At 67.6% G+C, this 20740-nt stretch carries 21 protein-coding genes; all 21 read left to right on the forward strand.

The window, feature by feature from the left end; all coding sequences use genetic code 11:
* Positions 1 to 138 precede the first annotated feature (138 nt).
* The 21 genes from ACSQ89_RS05415 (at position 139) to ACSQ89_RS05515 (ending at position 20734) form a co-directional block, all read left to right on the forward strand.
* Complete coding sequence (locus ACSQ89_RS05415; RefSeq protein WP_093109594.1) at positions 139 to 651, forward strand: hydroxyquinol 1,2-dioxygenase; 513 nt, start codon at positions 139 to 141, stop codon at positions 649 to 651.
* Between the two features lie 139 nt (positions 652 to 790).
* Positions 791 to 1798 carry a hydroxyquinol 1,2-dioxygenase gene (locus ACSQ89_RS05420; protein WP_093109595.1) on the forward strand — a complete coding sequence of 336 codons (1008 nt, stop codon included), beginning with the start codon at positions 791 to 793 and terminating at the stop codon, positions 1796 to 1798.
* Between the two features lie 51 nt (positions 1799 to 1849).
* A complete protein-coding gene (locus tag ACSQ89_RS05425) occupies positions 1850 to 3592 on the forward strand; it encodes an FAD-dependent oxidoreductase (RefSeq protein ID WP_093109596.1) in 1743 nt (580 codons plus the stop codon).
* On the forward strand, positions 3589 to 3951 hold the full coding sequence (locus tag ACSQ89_RS05430; protein ID WP_093109597.1) for a c-type cytochrome: 363 nt from the start codon (positions 3589 to 3591) through the stop codon (positions 3949 to 3951). Before ACSQ89_RS05425 ends, ACSQ89_RS05430 begins: the two co-directional genes overlap by 4 nt.
* 16 nt (positions 3952 to 3967) lie before the next feature.
* Positions 3968 to 4429, forward strand: coding sequence for a nuclear transport factor 2 family protein (locus ACSQ89_RS05435; protein ID WP_093109598.1), 462 nt, complete (start codon positions 3968 to 3970; stop codon positions 4427 to 4429).
* 41 nt (positions 4430 to 4470) lie between these two features.
* On the forward strand, positions 4471 to 5934 hold the full coding sequence (locus ACSQ89_RS05440) for an aldehyde dehydrogenase family protein (RefSeq protein WP_436293826.1): 1464 nt from the start codon (positions 4471 to 4473) through the stop codon (positions 5932 to 5934).
* 10 nt (positions 5935 to 5944) lie between these two features.
* Positions 5945 to 7000: a maleylacetate reductase gene (locus tag ACSQ89_RS05445; protein WP_436293825.1), complete on the forward strand. Its 1056-nt coding sequence runs from the start codon at positions 5945 to 5947 to the stop codon at positions 6998 to 7000.
* Between the two features lie 40 nt (positions 7001 to 7040).
* Positions 7041 to 8294: an ABC transporter substrate-binding protein gene (locus tag ACSQ89_RS05450; protein ID WP_093111626.1), complete on the forward strand. Its 1254-nt coding sequence runs from the start codon at positions 7041 to 7043 to the stop codon at positions 8292 to 8294.
* On the forward strand, positions 8291 to 9010 hold the full coding sequence (locus ACSQ89_RS05455; RefSeq protein WP_093111624.1) for an ABC transporter ATP-binding protein: 720 nt from the start codon (positions 8291 to 8293) through the stop codon (positions 9008 to 9010). Before ACSQ89_RS05450 ends, ACSQ89_RS05455 begins: the two co-directional genes overlap by 4 nt.
* Positions 9007 to 9708, forward strand: coding sequence for an ABC transporter ATP-binding protein (locus ACSQ89_RS05460; RefSeq protein ID WP_093111622.1), 702 nt, complete (start codon positions 9007 to 9009; stop codon positions 9706 to 9708). The genes ACSQ89_RS05455 and ACSQ89_RS05460 overlap by 4 nt, the downstream gene beginning before the upstream one ends.
* Positions 9709 to 9711: 3 nt before the next feature.
* Positions 9712 to 10572 carry a branched-chain amino acid ABC transporter permease gene (locus ACSQ89_RS05465; protein ID WP_436293736.1) on the forward strand — a complete coding sequence of 287 codons (861 nt, stop codon included), beginning with the start codon at positions 9712 to 9714 and terminating at the stop codon, positions 10570 to 10572.
* 22 nt (positions 10573 to 10594) lie between these two features.
* Complete coding sequence (locus tag ACSQ89_RS05470; RefSeq protein ID WP_436293735.1) at positions 10595 to 11626, forward strand: branched-chain amino acid ABC transporter permease; 1032 nt, start codon at positions 10595 to 10597, stop codon at positions 11624 to 11626.
* A 65-nt stretch (positions 11627 to 11691) separates the two neighbouring features.
* Entirely contained in the window at positions 11692 to 13065 is a 1374-nt protein-coding gene (gene yjjJ / locus ACSQ89_RS05475) for a type II toxin-antitoxin system HipA family toxin YjjJ (RefSeq protein ID WP_436293734.1), read from the forward strand.
* A 179-nt stretch (positions 13066 to 13244) separates the two neighbouring features.
* On the forward strand, positions 13245 to 14273 hold the full coding sequence (locus ACSQ89_RS05480; protein WP_436293733.1) for an ABC transporter substrate-binding protein: 1029 nt from the start codon (positions 13245 to 13247) through the stop codon (positions 14271 to 14273).
* 4 nt (positions 14274 to 14277) lie between these two features.
* Positions 14278 to 15063 (forward strand): ABC transporter ATP-binding protein, encoded by a 786-nt coding sequence (locus tag ACSQ89_RS05485; protein WP_093111614.1) that lies wholly within the window; start codon positions 14278 to 14280, stop codon positions 15061 to 15063.
* Between the two features lie 12 nt (positions 15064 to 15075).
* Positions 15076 to 15924 (forward strand): ABC transporter permease, encoded by an 849-nt coding sequence (locus ACSQ89_RS05490; RefSeq protein ID WP_436293732.1) that lies wholly within the window; start codon positions 15076 to 15078, stop codon positions 15922 to 15924.
* Positions 15925 to 16137: 213 nt separating this feature from the next.
* Entirely contained in the window at positions 16138 to 17517 is a 1380-nt protein-coding gene (locus ACSQ89_RS05495) for an FAD-dependent oxidoreductase (RefSeq protein WP_093111610.1), read from the forward strand.
* Positions 17517 to 18680 carry a CaiB/BaiF CoA transferase family protein gene (locus ACSQ89_RS05500; protein WP_093111608.1) on the forward strand — a complete coding sequence of 388 codons (1164 nt, stop codon included), beginning with the start codon at positions 17517 to 17519 and terminating at the stop codon, positions 18678 to 18680. The genes ACSQ89_RS05495 and ACSQ89_RS05500 overlap by 1 nt, the downstream gene beginning before the upstream one ends.
* The gene (locus ACSQ89_RS05505) at positions 18677 to 19453 is read left to right on the forward strand and encodes an enoyl-CoA hydratase-related protein (protein ID WP_093111606.1); all 777 of its coding nucleotides are present in this window, start codon (positions 18677 to 18679) and stop codon (positions 19451 to 19453) included. The genes ACSQ89_RS05500 and ACSQ89_RS05505 overlap by 4 nt, the downstream gene beginning before the upstream one ends.
* Positions 19454 to 19465: 12 nt before the next feature.
* Complete coding sequence (fdxA, locus tag ACSQ89_RS05510) at positions 19466 to 19792, forward strand: ferredoxin (RefSeq protein WP_436293731.1); 327 nt, start codon at positions 19466 to 19468, stop codon at positions 19790 to 19792.
* Between the two features lie 27 nt (positions 19793 to 19819).
* The gene (locus ACSQ89_RS05515) at positions 19820 to 20734 is read left to right on the forward strand and encodes a LysR family transcriptional regulator (RefSeq protein WP_093111602.1); all 915 of its coding nucleotides are present in this window, start codon (positions 19820 to 19822) and stop codon (positions 20732 to 20734) included.
* Positions 20735 to 20740: the final 6 nt, after the last annotated feature.

The raw sequence follows: 20740 nt of genomic DNA on the forward strand, positions 1-20740 counted from the left end.
CCCGGGTTAACCCTGCGGATTGACCGGATCTGCCGAACAATGCGGCCCGCATTTTGGCCCTACCCGAGGGGGCTTTCGTTTCCTAGAGTTCAGCCATCGCAGCACACCGCTGCTTCGACGACCCAGGAGACAAGCCTCATGACCACTACCGGCTACCAGACCCGCTTCGGGTCCCTCAAGCATTTCGACAAAGGCCATGTCGAGCCGATCGCCGACGACGTGCGCCACTACGCCTTCTCGAATTGTTTCGAGATCGCGAGCAAGAGCAAGCCCTACGAGAAGGTCGTGTTCGGCCAGAACCAGATCTACGTGCTTGAGACCCTGCGCGCCGAAGGCGCCTCATCCTGGTACACCTGCGCGCACGACGAGTTCGCGCTGGTGATGGATGGCGAGGTCGAGATCCACCTGGCCAAGCTCGACGCTTCCCAAACCGTCGCCGACGAAGAGAAGAACGGCGCCGTGCTCGTGAAGGGCGAACCCAAGGGCCAGAAGATGGGCTGGATGAAGCTCACGCGCGGCCACCAGGGCCTGTTGCCCAAGAACACGGCCTACCAGTTTCGCGCGCCCGGCGAGCCCGGCGTGATCGTGCTGCAGACCTGCAAGGGCGAACTCTCGGTCGAGAAGTGGGCCGAGATCTGCCAGACACATTGACCACCCCCAGGCTGCGCGCACTTCGTGTCGCTACGCCAACCCCCTCACCGGGGGCAACACCAGCGGCCCGGCCAAGCCGGCTCCGCGGTGTTCCCCGAAGGGGACAGCAGCCAGCATCGAAACAAAGGAGTCATACAACATGAACGCACCCGCAGAACTCGCCAAGGTCATCGCGTCGCAGCCCGACGCCGCGCTTGGCTACAAGGATTTCTCGCTCGGCAGCTTCGGCTTCCGGCGCGACGAGTATTTCGTCCACATCACCTGGAAGACCAAGGACGGCCGGCCCATGAGCCACACCATGGACGCCGGCAACTACCTGCGCGCGTTGATGCGCGACGTGGCCTGGGGCTTCTTCTACGGCTGGGTCAATTTCGACGACGTGGTCGGCACCGTCAACCACTACCAGTCGGTGGATCTCTACGCCGGCAGCTTCAACGGCACGATGAAGGAAGCCGGCATCGACTTGCTGGAGAACTTCCCGACCGCGCAGATCCGCGCCACCTTCGAAGCCATGCTCGACGACTGGACCAACGAGAGCTTCGACCCCTTCAGCGCACCGCAGGAAACCGGCTCGCCCTACGGTCGCAAGAAAGGCAACAACACCGCCAAGATCACCCGGGCGCGCGAGCTCGCCAAGCGCTGCGTCGGCTTGAAGGACGACCTCCGACTGCGCAGCGACGACACCGGCGCGCCGGTCAACCGCGCCTTCGCCGACGTGCCGCAGGGGGAGCCCGAGCTGCATCCGGAACCCGGCTTCGAGAACGAGGTGCATGCCTTCAATCTCTTCGGCTTCCTGAGCCGCTCGCAGGTCACCTGGAACCCGAGCTTCACCTCGGTGGTGAAGCACAGCTTCATGTGCCCGACCACCGAGGAGCACATCCTGCCGATCATCCACGGCAACGACCGGGTCGAGTGGTTCTTCCAGATGACCGACGAGATCCACTGGGACTGCGGCGACAAGAACACCGGCAAGCCCATGGCCCGCGTGATCATGAAGGCCGGCGACATGGCCGCCATGCCCGCCTACTGCCGCCACCAGGGCTTCAGCCCGAAGCGCTCGATGCTGCTGGTGTGGGAGAACGGCTCGCCGAGCCTGGTCTATGAGATCCAGAAGGGCGAGAGCCCCGAGATCCCCGTAACGTTCTAGAGGAAAACGCGCCGCGGAGCGGCGCGTCCTTCTGTGTTTAGGAGACAAGAGATGGCAGACCGCATCCGGTCCGATGCCGGCGCAGCTTCGCGCCGACGATTCATCCAGCAGGCCGGCGCAGGCTCGGCGGCCGTCGCTGCGGCGACGCTGGGCCTTTCGACGCAGGAAGCCGAAGCCGCACCGACTTTCGACGCGAGCTACGACGTCGTGGTCTGCGGCAGCGGCTGCGGCGGCCTGGCCTCGGCGTTGTTCGCGCGCTGGCAGGGCAACAGCGCGGTGATCCTCGAGAAAGCCGGCAGCATCGGCGGCACCACAGCCAAGGCCGCGTTCTGGTACTGGGTGCCGAACAACGAGGCGATGAAGAAGGCCGGCATCGCCGACCCCAAGCCCGACTTCCTGAAGTACGTGGCGCGGCTGTCGAGCCCGCAGACCTACGATCCGGCGCATCCCCGCCTGGGCCTCACGCCATGGGAGTACGACATGTGCTCCGCTTTCTACGACAGCGCCTCGCCGGCGGCCGAGCTGCTGGCGGCCAAGGGCGCGCTGCCTTATCGCCACGTGGCCGACGTGCCCGACTACTTCGCCGAGCTGCCGGAAGACAAGGCGCCCAAGGGCCGCGTGCTGGTGCCGAAGGACGCGATCCCCAGCATGTCCGACGGCGGCCTGGTGGCGGTGCGCACGCTGTCGGCCAAGGCACGGCAGGAGGGCATTCCGATCCGCACCGGCATGCGCGTGACCAAGGTGCTGCAGGACAAGTCCGGCCGCGTGATCGGCGTCGAAGCGAAGGACGAGCTCGATGCCACGGTACGGCTGCGCGCGAGGAAGGCGGTGATCTTCGCCACCGGCGGCTTCACGCACAACGTCGAGCTGCGCAAGAACTTCTTGAACGGCCCGATCTACGGCGGCTGCGCGGCGCCCAGCAACGAGGGCGACTTCGTGCAGATCGCCGGCCCGCTCGGCGCTCAGCTGCGCAACATGAACTACGCCTGGACCTGCCCGATCCCGCTGGAGAAGGCGATCGCCAAGGACGGCTCGATCTCGGGCATGTTCTCGGTGGCCGGCGACTCGATGCTCTTCGTCAACAAGTACGGCCGGCGCAACGTCAACGAGAAGCTGCAGTACAACGAGCTGGCCCAGACCTTCTTCGAATGGGACGGCGCCAAGGCCGAGTACCCGAACCTGGTGCGCATCGCGGTCTGGGACCAGCGCTCGCAGCAGCATTCGGCCAGCGCCGAATACGGCCGGCTGATCGTGCCGCCCGGCACCGACGACCGCCATGTGATCAAGGGCGCCACGCTCGCGGAACTGGCACGTGCCATCGACGAGCGCCTGGCCAAGTACGCGGGCGCGACCGGCGGCGCGAAGCTCGCGCCCGACTTCCTGCCCAACCTGCAGGCTGCCATCGCGCGCTTCAACCAGTTCGCGAAAACCGGCAAGGACCTCGACTTCCAGCGCGGCGAGCGCATCGTCGAGCAGCTCTTCAACGGCGACGTGAAAGCCGAGCCGGGCCGCGCCAACCCGACGATGTGGCCGCTGGCCGATGCCGGCCCGTACTACGCGGCACTGGTCGTCGCCGGCACCCTCGACACCAAGGGCGGACCGAAGACCGACACGCACGGCCGCGTGCTCGACGGCCGCGACCGGCCGATCCCCGGCCTCTACGGCGTCGGCAATTGCGTCGCCTCGGCCTCGGGCCGTGCCTACTGGGCCGGCGGCGCGACGCTGGGGCCGATCATCGCCTTCGCCTACCGCGCGGCGAACGCGGCGCATGCCGAGGGCAGGAGCGCAGCATGAAGGCCTGGCTCCTCATCCCGGTGCTGGCGCTCGCCGCGAACCTGGCCCACGCGCAATCGCCCGGCCAACGCCTCGCGCAGACCGCGTGCACCCAGTGCCACAGCTTCGGCAAGGGCGAGCCGCACGGCGTCGGGCCCAACCTGTTCGGCCTGCTCGGAAGGCCGGCGGCGGCCAACGGCGGCTTCACCTACTCCAAGCAATACGTCGACGCGATGAAGGGCAAGACCTGGGATCGCGCGCTGCTCGACAAGTGGCTCACCGACACCCAGGCGGTCGCGCCGGGCAACACGATGGTCTATTTCCAGGACGACCCGAAGAAGCGCGCCGCGCTCATCGAGTACATGCAATCGCAGAAGTGAAAGAAGGAGACACACCATGGCCCTCACACGTCAAACCATGACCGACGAGCAACGCAAGTCGGTGGCGCTCGAATACCTCAAGGCCTACGACAACGGCGGCGTCACTTCCACCGGCGGCTCGATCCTCGACCTGTTCGCGAGCGACGCGCAGGTCTACTTTCCGAAATGGGGCCTGGCCAACGGCAAGGACGAGATCGGCAAGCTCTTCGGCGAAGTCGGCAGCCGCGGCAAATCCATCCGCCACGACTACGCCGGCTTCAACTGGATCTTCTCGGGCACCGACCTGTTCGCCTGCGAAGGCACGAGCTACGGCGAGCATGCCGACGGGCCGTGGCGCGCGGGCGTGCCCGAGTGGGGCGCGGGCCGCTGGTGCGACGTGTTCGAGGTGCGCGACTGGCTGATCCAGCGCTGCTTCATCTACCTCGATCCCGACTACGCCGGCAAGGACACGGCCCGCTACCCCTGGTTGAAGACATGAAGCTCGCAGACATCCAGCAGGCCGCAGGCCTCAAGACCCCCATCCGCCACCAGCTCTTCATCGACGGCCGATTCGTCGACGCCGAGTCGGGCGAGACGCTGGCCACGCTCAATCCGCACGACAACTCGACCATCGTGGAAGTCGCGCTGGCCGGCAAGGTCGACGTCGACCGTGCCGTGGCCGCGGCGAAGCGCGCCTTCCCGGCCTGGAGCCGCATGGCCGCGGCCGACCGAGGACGCATTCTGCTCAAGCTTGCAGACCTGATCGAGGCCAACGCCGAAGAGCTCGCGCGCCTCGAATCGCTGGACACCGGCCATCCGGTGCGCGACTCGCGCAAGCTCGACGTGCCGCGCACGGCGGCCTGCTTCCGCTACTTCGGCGGCATGGCCGACAAGTTCCAGGGCGAGACCATTCCGGTGGAGGAGGGCTTCCTCAACTACACGCTGCGCGAGCCGGTCGGCATCGTGGGCCAGGTGGTGCCGTGGAACTTCCCGCTCATGTTCACCAGCTGGAAGATGGCGCCCGCGCTCGCGGCCGGCAACTGCATCGTGATGAAGCCGGCCGAGATCACGCCGCTCAGCTCGCTCAAGATCGTCGAGCTCATGGCCGAGGCCGGCATGCCCGCCGGCGTGGTCAACATGCTGCCGGGGCTGGGCAGCGTCGCGGGCCAGTACATCGCCGAGCATCCCGAGATCGCGAAGATCGCGTTCACCGGCAGCACCGCCACCGGCCGGCGCATCGTGCAGGCCAGTGCCGGCAACCTCAAGAAGGTGCAGTTGGAACTCGGCGGCAAGGGGCCCAACATCGTGTTCGACGACGCCTTCCTGCCCGCCGCCGTCAACGGCAGCGCCTGGGCCATCTTCCACAACCAGGGGCAGGCCTGCATCGCGGGCTCGCGCCTGATGCTGCACGAGAAGATTGCCGACGCCTTTCTCGACCAGTTCATTCCGCTCGCCAAGTCCATCCGGCTCGGCAATCCGCTCGACGATGCGACCGAGATGGGTCCGCTCACGAGCGCGCAGCACCGCGAACGCGTGCTGAGCTATGTCGAAGTGGCGAAAGGCGAGGGCGGAGAATTGCTCGCCGGCGGCAGCTCGCCCGGCGGCGAACTCGCGAAAGGCTGCTACGTCGAGCCGACGGTGGTGCGCGCAAAGTCGTGGCGCGACCGCGTGGCGCAGGAGGAGGTTTTCGGCCCCTTCGTCACCGTGCTCACCTTCAAGGACGACGCCGAGGCGATGCAGATCGCCAACGGCACCGACTACGGCCTCGGCAGCGGCCTGTGGACCAGCAACCTGCAGCGCGCGCACCGGGTCGCGCGCGACCTGCATGCGGGCATGGTCTGGATCAACAGCTACAAGCGCGTCAACCCGGGCTCGCCCTTCGGCGGCGTCGGCCAGAGCGGCTATGGGCGCGAGATGGGCTTCGATGCGATGCGCGAGTACACCCAGGTCAAGAGCGTCTGGGTCAACATCGATGCGCAGATCCCGCCGCACTTCCAGCGCTGATGCCATGGCCATGCGCGACATCGTCTACACCAGCCAGCCGCAGCGCGTGGTCTTCGGCGCCGGCAGCCTCGCCCACCTGGCGCGCGAGATCGACGCGCTGGGCGCGCGCCGCGCGCTGGTGCTGTGCACGCCCGAGCAGCGCGCCCAGGCCGAGCGCGTGGCCGAGTTGCTGGGCGCCCAGGCCGCCGGCATCTTCGACCGCGCCGCGATGCACGTGCCGATCGAGACCGCGCGCGAGGCTCGCGAGATCGCGCGTGAGCTCGATGCCGACTGCGCCGTGGCCATCGGCGGCGGCTCCACCACCGGCCTGGGCAAGGCCATTGCATTGGATTCGGGTCTGCCCATCCTGGCGATTCCCACCACCTACGCGGGCAGCGAGATGACGCCCATCTACGGCCTGACCGAAGCGGGCCTCAAGAAGACCGGCAAGGATCCCCGTGTGCTGCCGCGCACCGTGATCTACGACCCCGAGCTCTCGCGCAGCCTGCCCGTGGGTTTGAGCGTCACCAGCGGCATCAATGCGATCGCGCATGCGGCCGAGGGGCTCTATGCGCAGGACAGCAACCCGGTGATGGACCTGATGGCCGAGGAAGGCATTGCCGCGATCGCGCGTGCGCTGCCGGCGATCCGGCGCCAGCCCGAGGACATCGAGGCACGCTCCGATGCGCTCTACGGCGCGTGGCTGTGCGGCAGCGTGCTGGGCAACGTCGGCATGGCGCTGCACCACAAGCTGTGCCACACGCTGGGCGGCAGCTTCAACCTGCCGCATGCCGAGGTGCACACGGTGGTGCTGCCGCATGCGATCGCCTACAACGCGGCCGCGGCGCCGCGCGCGATTGAGCGCATTGCGCGGGCCCTGGGCCGAGAGAACGCGGCGCAAGGGCTCTTCGAGCTGGCGCGCGACAACGGCGCGCCGGTCGCGCTCAAGGACATCGGAATGAAGCACAGCGACCTCGACCGCGCGGCGGACATCGCGGCGGCCAACCCGTACTGGAATCCGCGCCCGGTCGAGCGCGAGGCGATCCGCGCGCTGCTGCAGCGCGCCTTCGACGGCGAGCCGGCCTGAATCCCTTGTGCAAGAAGAGAAGCAAAAGAAGGAGACAACCATGACATTCAATCGCAGACAGTTCACCCAGGCCGCGGCCGCGCTCGCCGCGAGTGGCGCCGCGCCGCTGGTGTTCGCCGCCGACACGCTGAAGATCGGCTACGTGTCGCCGCAGACCGGGCCACTCGCACCCTTCGGCGAGGCCGACAAGTGGGTCATCGAGCAGATGAAGACGGCCTTCAAGGACGGCCTCAGCGTCGGCGGCAAGAAGTACGCGGTGCAGATCGTGCTGAAGGACAGCCAGTCCAATCCCAACCGCGCGGGCGAGGTCGCCAACGATCTGATCCTCAAGGACAAGGTCGCGCTGGTGCTGACCGCCGGCACGCCCGAGACCGCGAATCCGGTGAGCGACGCCTGCGAGCTCAACGAAGTGCCCTGCGTCTCCAGCGTGGTGCCGTGGCAGCCCTGGTTCTTCGGCCGCAAGGGCGATCCGGCCAAGGGTTTCAACTGGACCTATCACCTGTTCTGGGGGTTGGAGGACGTCATCGCCAACTTCACCAACGGCTGGAAAACCGTCGAGACCAACAAGAAGGTCGGCGGCCTGTTCCCCAACGACGGCGACGGCAATGCCTGGGGCGACAAGGAACTCGGCTTCCCGAAGCCGCTGGCGCAGATGGGCTTCACGCTCACCGACCCGGGCCGCTTCCAGAACGGTACGCAGGACTTCAGCGCGCAGATCGCGGCCTTCAAGCGCGACAACGTCGAGATCGTGACCGGCGTGGTGATCCCGCCCGATGCCAAGACCTTCCTCACGCAGGCGCGGCAGCAGGGCTTCAGGCCCAAGGTCATCACTCTGGGCAAGGCGCTCCTGTTCCCGGGCGCGATCGAGGCGCTGGGCGATCTGGGCTACGGCCTGTCGACCGAGGTGTGGTGGAGCCCGTGGCATCCCTTCACCTCGAGCCTCACGAAGCAGAGCGCCAAGTCGCTGGCCGAGGCCTACGAGGCGGGCGCGAAGAAGCAATGGACGCAGCCCATCGGCTTCGCGCACGCGCTGTTCGAAGTCGCGTCCAACGCGCTCTCGCGCGCCAAGTCGCCCAAGGCGGCCGACGTGCGCGACGCGGTCGCCGCCACCTCGCTCGACACGGTGGTCGGCCCGGTGAAGTGGGGCGGGCAGGGCCCGTTCAAGAACGTGAGCAAGACGCCGCTGGTGCTGGGCCAGTGGAACAAGGGCCAGAAGTACAAGGTCGAGCTGACCATCGTCAACAACGATGCGGCCAAGAGCATTCCGGCCGGCGGCACCCTCAAGCCGCTATGACGCTTCTCGCGCTGCACGGCGTCTGCAAGTCCTACGGCGCGCTCAAGGTCACCGACGACATCACGCTCGCGGTGGCCGAGGGCGAGACGCTGGGCATCCTCGGGCCGAACGGCGCGGGCAAGACCACGCTGTTCAACCTGATCTCGGGCGACGTGCGCGTCGACGCGGGGCGCGTGGAGTACGAAGGGCGCGACGTCACCACGCTCAAGCCCCACCAGCGCTGCCATGCCGGCATCGGCCGCAGCTACCAGGTGCCGCAGCCCTTCGGCCACATGAGCGTGTTCGAGAACCTGGTCACGGCCGCCTGCTTCGGCGCCGGCCAGACCGAGCGCGAGGCCTGGCAGACGGCGCAGGAGGTGCTGGCCGAGACCGGCCTCATGGCCCATGCCAACAAGCCGGCCGGCGGTCTGACCCTGCTCGACCGCAAGCGGCTCGAGCTTGCGCGTGCGCTCGCGACGCGGCCCAGGCTGCTTCTGCTCGACGAGATCGCGGGCGGGCTGACCGAGCCCGAGGCGAAGCAACTGGTGGAAGAGCTCAAGCAGATCAAGGCGCGCGGCGTGACCATGATCTGGATCGAGCACGTGGTGCATGCACTGCTCTCGCTGGCGGATCGGTTGTTCGTCATCAACTTCGGTCAGAAGCTGGCGGAAGGCGAGCCGCGGGTGGTGATGGGCGATCCGGAGGTGCGGCGGGTTTATATGGGGATGGAGGCATGACGAAGCTGCTCGAAGCCCGAGGCCTGAAGGCCTTCTATGGCGATGCCCAGGCGCTCTTCGGCATCGACTTCGAGCTCGCGCAGGGCGAGTTGGTCGCGGTCATCGGTGCCAACGGCGCGGGCAAGTCCACGCTGCTCAAGTGCCTCACGGGCCTGGTGCGCGCGCCGCGCGAGGCGGTGCACTTCAAGGGCGAGGCCATCGGCGGCCTCGCGCCCGGCGAGATCGTGAAGCGCGGGCTGGCGATGGTGCCCGAGGGCCGGCGCCTGTTCTCCAGCCTCAGCGTGGAGGAGAACCTGCTGATCGGCGGCCACGCGGGCCGCAAAGGGCCGTGGAACCTGCAGCGCCTCTACGCGCTGTTCCCCATCCTCGCCGAGAAACGGCACGAACCCGGCACCTCGCTCTCGGGCGGCCAGCAGCAGATGGTGGCGCTGGGCCGTGCGCTGATGAGCAACCCCGAGGTGCTCTTGTGCGACGAGCTCTCGCTGGGCCTGGCGCCGATCGTGATCCGCGAGATCTACGCCGCCATGCCGGCCATCACCCGCGAAGGCATGACGGTGGTGATCGTCGAGCAGGACGTGAGCATGGCGCAGCGCGTGTCGCAGCGCATCTATTGCCTGCAGGAGGGGCGCGTGTCGCTCGCGGGCCGATCGGACGCGCTCACGCGGGACCAGATCTCGGCGGCGTACTTCGGAGTCTGAGCCGTGCTTGAAACCCTGCTCCAAGGCATCCTGCTCGGCGGTCTCTACACCCTCTTCGCGCTCGGCCAGTCGCTGATGTTCGGTGTCATGCGGCTCACCAACACCGCGCAGGGCGACTTCATCATCCTCGGCGCCTTCGCGGTGATCGCCGGCACCACGCTCGTGGGCGGTGCGCCCTTCCTGGTCGCGCTGGCGGTGCTGCCGCTGGCCTTCGGCTTCGGCTATGCGCTGCAGCGCTACGTGCTCAACGGCACGCTGGGCAAGGACCCGCTGCCCTCGCTGGTCGTGACCTTCGGCCTCTCGATCGTGATCCAGAACCTGCTCTTGGAACTGTTCTCAGCCGATCCGCGCTCGATCGAGACCGGCGGCCTCAACACGCTGGGGCTTCGCATCGGCGAGTCGCTGTCGCTGGGCGTGCTGCCGCTGGTGGTGCTCGCCATCGCGGTTGCCGCGACGGCGGCGCTGCAATGGCTCTTCGCGCGCACGGCGCTCGGCCGCTCGTTCCGGGCGGTGTCGGACGACCGCGAGATCGCCGAACTCATGGGCCTCAACGCGAGGAAGGTCTACGCCTTCGCGACCGCCATCGCCTTCGTGCTGATCGCGGTGGCCGGCGCGCTGCAGGGCATGCGCACGACGGTGTCACCCTCGGACGGGCCGCTGTTGCTGCTGTTCGCCTTCGAGGCCGTGATCATCGGCGGCATGGGCTCCTTCTGGGGCACGCTCGCGGGCGCAATGATCCTCGGCATCACGCAGCAGATCGGCTTCCGACTCGACCCGGGCTGGGGCATCTGGGTCGGACACATCGTCTTCCTGCTGGTGCTGGTGCTCAGGCCGCAAGGGCTCTTTCCGAAAACGCGAGGCTGATGCAATGACCAGGAATCCGGTCTTGACCCCGAACCCGGCGTTCGACGTCGTGCGCAGTACAGCCGCGAGCCGCGCCGCGCTGATGGTGGCGGCGGTGCTGGTCGCCCTTGCCGCCAGCCTGCCCTTCTGGGGCGAATCGAGCTGGATGCGCGAGTTCGTCGAGATCGCCTGCTACTTCATCTTCGCGATGATGTGGAACCTGCTCGCCGGGTACGGCGGCATGGTCAGCATCGGCCAGCAGGCCTTCTTCGGTTTCGGCGGCTACGTGATGCTGATGCTCGGCAACTTCGCCGGCGTCAACCCCTTCATCGCCATTCCGCTCGGCGCGCTGGCGGCTGGGGCCATCGCGGTGCCGGTGTCCTTCGTCGCCTTCCGCCTCTCGGGCGGCTACTTCGCGATCGGCACCTGGGTCATCGCCGAGGTGTTCCGCCTGAGCTTCGCCAACGTCTCGGTCGTGGGCGGCGGCTCGGGCACCACGCTCACCGCCCTGCGCGGCATCGAGCGCGCCACGCGCGAGAGCGTGACCTACTGGATGGCGCTGGCTTGCGTGGTGGCGGCGATCGCACTGGTCTACCTGTTCCTGCGCAGCAAGCGCGGGCTGGCGCTGCTCGCCATTCGCGACAACGAAGTCGCCGCCGAATCGCAGGGCATCCCTGTCGTGCGCATGAAGCTCGCGGTGTACGTGGTCGCGGCCTTCGGCGCCGGCCTGGCGGGCGCGCTCTATTTCGTCGGCAACCTGCGCATCAGCCCCGACGCCGCCTTCAGCGTGAACTGGACCGCCTTCGCCATCTTCATGGTGGTGATCGGCGGCATCGGCCGCATCGAGGGGCCGCTGGTGGGTGCGCTCATCTTCTGGGCGCTCAACAAGTTCTTCAGCGACTACGGCACCTGGTACCTGCTGGGCCTCGGCCTGCTGGCGATCGTGGTCACCATCTTCTTCAAGCAGGGGCTCTGGGGCTACGCGCAGCAGCGCTGGGGGTGGTCGCTGTTTCCGACGCAGCGGGTGCTGGTGGGCAGCGCCCCATCAGATAAGGTATTAGAATCTATTCATTAATCTATTCATTTTTATATTCCGAAGTCGACTTGCAAGAGGTGTGTCCGCAGGTTCAATCTATTCACATGAGCGAACTTACCGAGCGCGTTCGACAGGCGCTGCGTACCGCTGGCGCCGCGCGCAGCGCTGAGCTGCAGCAGGTCTGCGGTGCAAGCCAAGCCTCCATTTCGCGTGCGCTCGCGCCGCTTCTTTCGGCGGGCGAGGTGCTCAAGGTCGGCCGCGCACGGAATCAGGCCTATGTCATGCCGCGCCGCGTGGAGGGCATAAGCACCACCGGCACCATCCCGATCATGAAGGTGGACGGCACCGGAAAGGCCGCCGAGTTCGGCACCTTGATTCCTGCGGTCAGAGGTCGATGCTGGGTCGAGGAGTTCGAGCCCACTCGTGCGCAGCTTCACGATGGCCTGCCGTGGTTCCTGGCCGACATGCGGCCGCAAGGTTTCCTCGGACGCGCATTCGCGCATGCCCGGAAGGAACTCCACCTTGCCGACAACCCCGATCACTGGACGGATGACGACGCCTTGAGAGCCCTGAGCCAAGCCGGTGAGGACTTGCCCGGCAACCTGATCCTTGGAGCCGGGTCGTTCGAGCGCTTCATGCACGCAGGCCCGGCCGATCGGGCGTCGCCGGATCTGTACCCCGAGTTGGCCGAGGCCGCGATGCACGGCGCCCTGCCCGGTTCCTCCGCGGGTGGCGAACAGCCCAAGTTCTGCACCGTTCGCGAGGACGGCCGGCCGGTGATCGTGAAGTTCTCGCCCGCAGGGGACTCTGCGCCCGAGCAACGGTGGGCCGACCTCCTGGTGTGCGAGCACCTGGCCCTCTCCACCTTGAACGCGGCTGGCGTTCCGGCGGCGAGGACGCGGATCTTCGTTGCAGGCGGCCGCACCCTGCTCGAAGTGGAGCGCTTCGACCGCACCACGCGCGGCCGCATCGGCATGGTCTCCCTGCTCGCGTTCGACAACGAGTACATCGGCCAGATCGACAACTGGGCCGCGTCCGCGGAGCGCATGAGCACGCGCGGCCTGATGCGCCCCAGCGATGCCGACAGGCTTCGATTGCTGGAGGCATACGGACAACTGATCGGCAATACCGACCGGCATTACGGGAACATTTCGCTGGTCATCGATCCATCGGGCAACTGGGCGCTGGCGCCGGCCTATGACACCTTGCCCATGGTCTATGCACCCGTGGCCGGTGAACTGGTGTCGCGGGACGACTTCGATCCAGGCAAGCTGGTCCCCACGGCAGACACGCTGCGGGTTTGGGACGCAGCCAGGAAACTGGCCATCGCGTTCTGGCAAGGCGCGGCCGGGGACAAGCGGATCTCCGGCGCGTTCCGCGAGGCGGCAGGGCGACACGCGCGCAGCCTTGCGGCGCATGAAGATCCGCCGCAGCCCGCCGCGGACGAGCCGGTCTTTCAGCGAGAGCGGCCGAGCTGACGCAAGGCAACGCGGGTCCGTGGCCTGAAACAGGCCGGCCACCTCGGGCGAGCCGCTGCCCTGGCACTCCGCCCTAATTTTTAGCTCGCCCGTTGCGAAAAACGGTTCTTGGAGGCAACGCCCTCCGCTCCTAGCATCCGCCCACTGCCTTCATCCTCTTGCATCAAAAGGAACCTGCCATGGCCCATCTCCACGACTCCGGCCGCCGAAGCCTGCTCAAGACCTCGCTCATTGCCGGCGGACTTTCGGCGGGCGGCCTGCTGTCGATCGACGCGTTCGCGCAGGGCAAGGCGCGCATCAACATGCAGCTCGGCTGGATCGTCGGTGTCAACCAGATCGGCGAAGTGGTCGCCAAGCGGCTGGGCTTCTACGAACAGGAAGGCATCGATTTCGCGATCCAGCCCGGCGGCCCCAACATCGATGGCGTGGCCATCGTCGCCTCGGGACGCTACGAGCTGGGGCAGGTCTCCTCGAGCCCGTCCGTCATGCTCGCGGTCTCGCAGGGCCTGCCGATCAAGTGCTTCGCCGTCGGCGCGCAGAAGCACCCCTTCACCTTCTTCTCGCTGGCCAAGAACCCGGTGCGCAAGCCGGCCGACCTGGTCGGCAAGCGGGTGGGCCTCCCGTCGACGGCGGCCGTGCTGCTGCGTGCCCTGCTGGCGAAGAACAAGATTCCGGAGAAGGAGGTCAAGGTCGTCACCATCGGCGCCGACATGTCGCCGCTGCTGACGGGCCAGGTCGATGTGGTCACCGGCTGGCTTACCAGCACGACGGCGCTCAAGGTGCTGGGCCCGGAGCGCGTCGACCTGACGCTGTGGGACTCGGGCGTGAAGCTCTACGCGCTGCCGTACTACGCGTCGACCAAGACGCTCGAGACGCAGCCCAAGGTCATCGAAGCCTTCCTGCGCGCCACCGCCCGCGGCTGGCAGCATGTGAAGGCCAACCGCGACGAGGCGGTCGACCTGCTGGTCAAGGAATACCCCAACCTCAAGCGCGAGGACGAACGCGTGGCGGTCGACGTGATGCTCGAGTACAGCTTCGGCGGTCTGGCGCAGACGCAGGGCTGGGGCGCGATGGACCCGGCGGTCTGGCAGGAACAGATCTCGATGTACGCGGAGCTGGGCCAGTTCACCGCGCGCACGCCGAAGGTGGAAGACGTGCTGTGGCTCGACGGCCTCAAGGCGAGCGCGGCCGCGCGGACGAAGGCGTGATGCCATGGCTGCCGTTCTGACGAACGCCTCGCCCGCGATCTCCTGTCGCGACATCGGCATGCGCTTCTTCACCGAGCGCCGCGACGTGACTGCGATCAAGAGCCTGGACCTCGACGTCGCTCACGGAGAGTTCCTGACCTTGCTCGGCCCCTCGGGCTGCGGCAAGTCCACCTTCCTGCGCGTGGTTGCCGACCTGCTGGAGCCGAGCCGCGGAAGGATCGAGGTGCTCTCCGCGACGCCGCAGGCCGCGCGCAAGAACCGCGACATCGGCTTCGTGTTCCAGGATGCGGCGCTCTTGCCGTGGCGCACGGCGCTGCAGAACGTCGAGCTGCCGCTGCAGGTGGGCGGCGGCGCGAGCCGCAAGGGACGCCGCTCGCCGCAGGAGCTGCTCGAACTGGTCGGCCTGAAGGACAAGGCGCAGGCCTGGCCCCATGAGCTGTCGGGCGGCCAGCGCCAGCGCGTGTCGATTGCGCGCGCACTGGCCAGCGACCCGAAGATCCTGCTGATGGACGAGCCCTTCGGCGCGCTCGACGAGATCACGCGCGACCGGCTCAACGAGGAGATCCGGCGCGTCTGGAAGGAAACCGGCGTGACGATCCTGTTCGTCACCCACAGCATCCATGAGGCCGCCTATCTGGGCCAGCGCGTGCTGATGCTGGCCGCCAATCCGGGCCGCGTGCGCGAGATCGTGCCGGTCGAGCTGCCCGAAGACCGGACGCTGGACATCCGCGAGACCCCCGAGTTCGTGCGCCTCACCGCGCACTTGCGGCGCGTGCTGGAAACCTGCTGACGGGAGGCCCCCATGACCACCAGTTCCATCGATACGCCGGTGACCGGCCTGGCTCAAGTTCCCGCCGACCCCGAGTACCTCGCCTGGGCCGCAGCGCGCCAGCGGCGCGTCTGGCGCCGCCGCATCCTGCCGGCGCTCGGCATCGTCGGCCTCGTCGTGCTGTGGTGGGCCGTCATCGCGATCTTCGACGTCAAGCCCTTCATCGCGCCCACGCCATGGGCAGTGCTCGAAACGCTCTACGCCAAGCGCGCCGTGCTGCTGGACAACCTGATCCCCACCGCGATGGAGGCGGCCGGCGGCTTCCTGCTGGGCAACCTCGCCGCGATCGCGATCGCGACGGTCTTCGTGCACAACAAGACGCTGCAGGACATCTTCTTCCCGGTGGTGCTGATGTTCAACGCCGTGCCGCTGGTGGCCAAGGCCCCGGTGCTGGTGCTGATCATGGGCAACGGCATGGAGCCGAAGATCACCATCGCGGCGCTGGTGTGTTTCTTCCCGACGCTGGTGAACATGGTGCGCGGCCTCGAATCGGTGAACCCGCAGGCCATGGAGCTGATGCGCGTGCTGTCGGCCAGCAAGACGGAGATCTTCTTGCGCCTGCGGCTCCTGAACGCGCTGCCCTATCTGTTCTCGGCCCTGCGCATCGCGGCATCGATGTGCGTGATCGGCGCGGTGGTCGGCGAATGGGTGGGCGCCACGGTCGGCATCGGCGCCATGATTCTTCAGGCCACTTTCAACTTCGACTCCCCGCTGCTGTACGCCGCGATCGTCATGAGCGCGAGCCTCTCGGGCCTGTTCTTCCTGCTCGTGACCCTGGCCGAGCGCTGGATCATTCGCTGGCATCCGGAGAGCACGCACTAGAGCCTGTTAACACATGAATCACCCCCGCGTGGGGCCCCAGAGAGGGCCCAATCTGGGCGCCAAGCGGAACTGGGTTGCACACCCAGTGAGCATTGGCAACGACGAGTGGGCCCTCTCTGGGGCCCCACCCGAAGGGCCGGGGGTGATTCATGAACAGGCCCTAACGCAGTGCGTCACCTCGACATTTCAAACAGGACAAACAGGAGATTAGCTATGAGCCGTATCGGCGACTGGATGCAGGAGTCTGCGCACGACGTTCGTGTGGCAGCCGAATCGGATGTGGTGGTGGTGGGCGGCGGGCCGGCCGGCCAGGCCGCGGCCCTTGCCGCTGCGCGCAACGGTGCGAGCGTGACGCTGCTGGAGCGCTACAACCACCTCGGCGGCCTGGCCTCGGGCGGCATGGTGCTGGTGCTCGACGACATGTGGGACAACCACCAGAAGGAAATTTCGGTGCGCGGCATCTGCCTCGAGATGATCGATCGCATGGCCGCGCTCGGCCTGGCCGAATATCCGAAGCAGCAGGACTGGGGCAGCCTGCCCGACTCGGTGCGGCGCTGGAAGCGCTGGGGCACCTACGACTTCCACAGCAAGGAGAAGCCGCACCCGATCTGCTTCGCGGCGGCCTTCGACCCCGACGCGTGGAAACGCACCTCGCTCGAGATGGTGCAGCGGGCCGGCATCGAACTGCGCCTGCACTCGTGGTTCTCCCGTACCCTGGTGGAGGACGGCAAGGTCAAGGGCGTGGTCTGCGAGACCAAGGGCGGGCGCGAAGCGATCCTGGGCAAGGTGGTGATCGACACCACCGGCGACCTCGATGTCGCGGCATCGGCCGGCGCGCCCCACATCAGCGGCGCCTACATCGTGACCACGGTGTTCCGGCTCGGCGGCGTCGATACCGACGAGGCAGAGCGCTTCGAGAGCGAGGAGCCGCAGGCCTTCCAGGCGCTGGACCGCGAGGTCAAGCACATGCTGGGCGGCGCCTGGGAGAACTGGTGGCTCAAGACGCCGCTGCCGGGCATCGTCTGGTGCAACTGCCCGCACATGCCCGGACTCGACGGCCTGAAGGTGGCCGACCTGACGCGCGCCGAGGTCCAAGGCCGCAACACCATTCACAAGGTGATCGACTTCGTTCGCGCCCGGCTGCCCGGCTTCAAGAACTGCTACCTGGTCGACATGGCGCCGCAAACCGGCATCCGCCAGACCCGGCTGCTCGAAGGCGAGTACGTGATGACCAAGGAAGACCTGGCCCAGCGCACCCGCTTCGAAGACAGCGTGGCCCGCGGCCGCGACTACTACTACCCCTTGCGCACCCTCCTGCCGCGCAGCGTGGAGAACCTGCTGGTGGCCGGCCGCCACTACTCCGCGACCTCGGCGGCGCAGAAGATCTCGCGCGAGATCCCGCCCTGCATGGCGATGGGCGAGGCCACCGGCGTGGCCGCGGCACTGGCGCTCGACGCCGGCGTGTCCGTGCGCCACGTGGACGTCGCCAAGCTGCAGCGCACGCTGCGCGCCCAGGGCGCCGACCCCGGCGACCAGAAGGGCCCGAACACCGATGTGCCGGCGATCGCCCGCTCGTTTGCGGAGGCCGCGTGATGACGACCGCTAACCTGCCGCTGGCCGGCATCCGCGTGATCGACTTCACGCAGGTGATGATGGGCCCGGTCTGTACCCAGATGCTGGCCGACCACGGGGCCGACGTGATCAAGATCGAGCGCAAGGGCGCGGGCGACCTGAGCCGCTCGACCTTCGCGCCGGTCGCGGGGCACGACAACCCGATCTTCTGCAGCCTCAACCGCAACAAGCGCAGCGTCGAGATCGATCTGCGCGATGCGGCGCAGATGGACCTGGTCAAGGCATTGATCGCCGATGCCGACGTGGTCACCAACAACTTCCGCGCCGGCGTGATGGAGCGCCTCGGCCTCGGCTACGAGGACTGCAAGCGCCTCAACCCGCGCATCGTGTATGCGGTCGGCACCGGCTTCGGCGAATCCGGACCCTATGCGCACAAGGGAGGGCAGGACGTGCTCGCGCAAGCCTTGACCGGCGTGATGGCGCGCCGCGCCGATGCCTCGGTGCCGATCTCGATCTACCCGACCGCGTTGGCCGACTACACGGCCGGCATGCACATGGTGCAAGGCATCCTGTTCGCACTGCTGCAGCGCGAACGCACGGGCGAGGGCCAGAAGATTGCCGTCTCCCTCTACAACTCGATGTTGTCGATGCAGATGCAGGAGGCTGCGATGGTCATGATGGAGGACTCGGAGGTCAACTGGGCCGCGATGCCGCTGTCGGGCGTCTTCGATACGCAGACCGGTCCGCTGGTGCTGGTCGGCGCGTTCAAGGCGAATCCGTTGCGCGACATCTGCGCCGCGCTGGAGATCGACGATCTCTCGCAGGACGCGCGCTTCGCCAACCTGGCAGCGCAGTTCGCGCACAAGGCCGAGCTGCACGCTATCTTCCACGAACGCTTCGCGAGCAACACGCGCGAACACTGGCTGGGCCGCCTCGAGGCAGAGGACCTGCTCTCGGCGCCGGTGCGCGACATGCGCGAGGCGCTGGTCGACCCGCAGACCCTGCACAACAGAATGATCCTGGAGGGCGAGGATTCGTCGAAGCGCGAACTGAAGTTCATCGCCAGCCCGATCCAGATGTCCGGCGCGCAGACCGGCCTGCTGCGCGAGCCGCCGCGGCTTGGCCAGCACACCGAGGAAGTGCTCGCCGAAGCTCGCGCGCTGATCGAAGAGGCCGGCGCATGAGCGTCCTGTTCGAAGTCGCGCACCATGTCGCGACGGTCACCATCGACCGGCCCGAGGTGATGAACGCGGTGGACCTGCCCACCGAAGCCGAGCTGATCCGCATCTGGACCGAGATCGAGCGCCGCGACGACATCCGTGTCGTGGTGCTGACCGGCGCCGGCGAGCGCGCCTTCTGCGCCGGCGCGGACCTGAAGAACACTTCGAACCTCAAAGGCGTCGACTACTGGGCCGCGGCCCGGCCCGGCGGCTTCGGCGGCATCGCGCTGCGCGAGACGCTCGACGTGCCGGTGATCGCGCGCGTCAACGGTTTCGCCCTGGGCGGCGGCCTCGAGATGGTGCTGGGCTGCGACCTCGTGGTGGCCTGCGAGGAAGCCAGCTTCGGCCTGCCCGAGCCCCTGGTCGGGCGCCTTCCGCTGGACGGCGGCATGCTGCTGCTGCAGCGGCAAATCCCGTTTCGCCAGGCCATGGCCATGATGCTGACCGGGCAACGGATCCAGGCGCAGCGCGCGCTCGAGATCGGGCTCATCAACGAAGTCGTGCCGCGCGCCGGGCTCGACGCGGCGGTCGATCGCTGGGTGCAGCAGCTGCTCGCCTGTGCGCCGCTGTCGCTGCGGGCCGTCAAGCAAGTGGTGCGGCACACCGGCACGATGTCGCCGGCCCAGGCCCACGGCATGCGCTTGCCGGCGCTGGTGAAGGCGCTGCAGTCCGAAGATTCGAACGAAGGCGTGCTGGCCTTCCAGCAGAAGCGCAAGCCCCAATGGCAGGGCCGCTAGGCGAGTCGTCCCATGGCCCACGTCATCACCACCGCCTGCATCGACGTCAAGGACGGCGCCTGCGTGAAGTGCTGCCCCGTCGATTGCATCTACGAAGGCGAGCGCACTCTGTACATTCACCCGGATGAATGCATCGACTGCGGCGTTTGCGTGTCCGCCTGCCCGACGGAGGCGATCTACGAAGAGTTTCGGCTGCCGCTCGAACTGGGGCATTTCATTGCGATCAACCGCGAGTTCTTCGATGCCGAGGTCAGCGGCCTCGGCTCGCCCGGCGGCGCCGAGGCGCGGCGCGTGGCTTGCGACCATCCGCGCATCGCACAGGAAGCGCCGCGCGCCTGAGCAGCCAGGCTGCAGGAGGGCAGGCTGATGCATGCCATCGTCCTGAAGTACTTCATCGAGGTGGCGAGCTGCGGCTCGGTGCGCAAGGCCTCGGAGCGGCTGTACGTGGCGGCCAGCGCCGTCAACCGGCAGATCCATAAGCTCGAAGACGAGCTCGGCGTCGAGCTGTTCGACCGCCTGCCCAACGGGCTGCGCCTGAATCCGGCGGGCGAACGGCTGCTCAAGCATGCGCAGGAAACGCTGCACCAGTTCCAGGTGATGCGCACCGAGCTCGATGCGCTCAAGGGCGAGCGCACCGGCCATGTGAAGCTCGCCGCGATGGACTCGTTCTTCGAGGAGCTGCTGCCGGCTGCGGTCGAGGAGTTCCTGCAGATCTTCCCCGCGGTCACCTACACCATCACCGCGACGCAGCCGATGGAGGTGCCTCAGCTGGTGATGTCGGGCCAGGTCGACGTGGGTCTCACTTTCGTGAATCGCCTGCCCGGCGGCGTCGCGGCGGTGGCCCTGGCGAATCTTCCGATCGGGCTCGTGATGCCGCCGGGGCATCCGCTGGCGAAGCACGACAGCGTGTCGCTGAAGGATTGCGCGAACTTTCCGTTCTTGCGCTCGAGCTCGCACCCCGTGGTCAGCGCTTCGCTCTCGCCCGAGTTCACCGCCTTCTGGGACGACATGGAGCCGGCCGCAACCTGCAATTCGACGCCCCTGCTCAAGCGGCTGATCATGGGCGGCAAAGGCATATCCTGCTTCTCGAAGATTGCCTTCATCGAGGAGCTCAAGCGCGGGGATCTGCTCTGGCGGCCTTTCGCGCTGCCGGCGCTGAACCAGATGCAGGTGGGCATCGTGGTGCCGTCGCAGCGCATCCTGCCCCACGTCACGCAGAACTTCGTCGGCCGCATGGCGCGGCGCCTGGCGCAGCTGGAGAGCATCGCCGCCGCGCTCTAGGGCTGC

Origin of the sequence: Variovorax sp. LjRoot175 (assembly GCF_964253805.1) — a bacterium.
In the GTDB taxonomy this organism is placed as follows: domain Bacteria; phylum Pseudomonadota; class Gammaproteobacteria; order Burkholderiales; family Burkholderiaceae_C; genus Variovorax.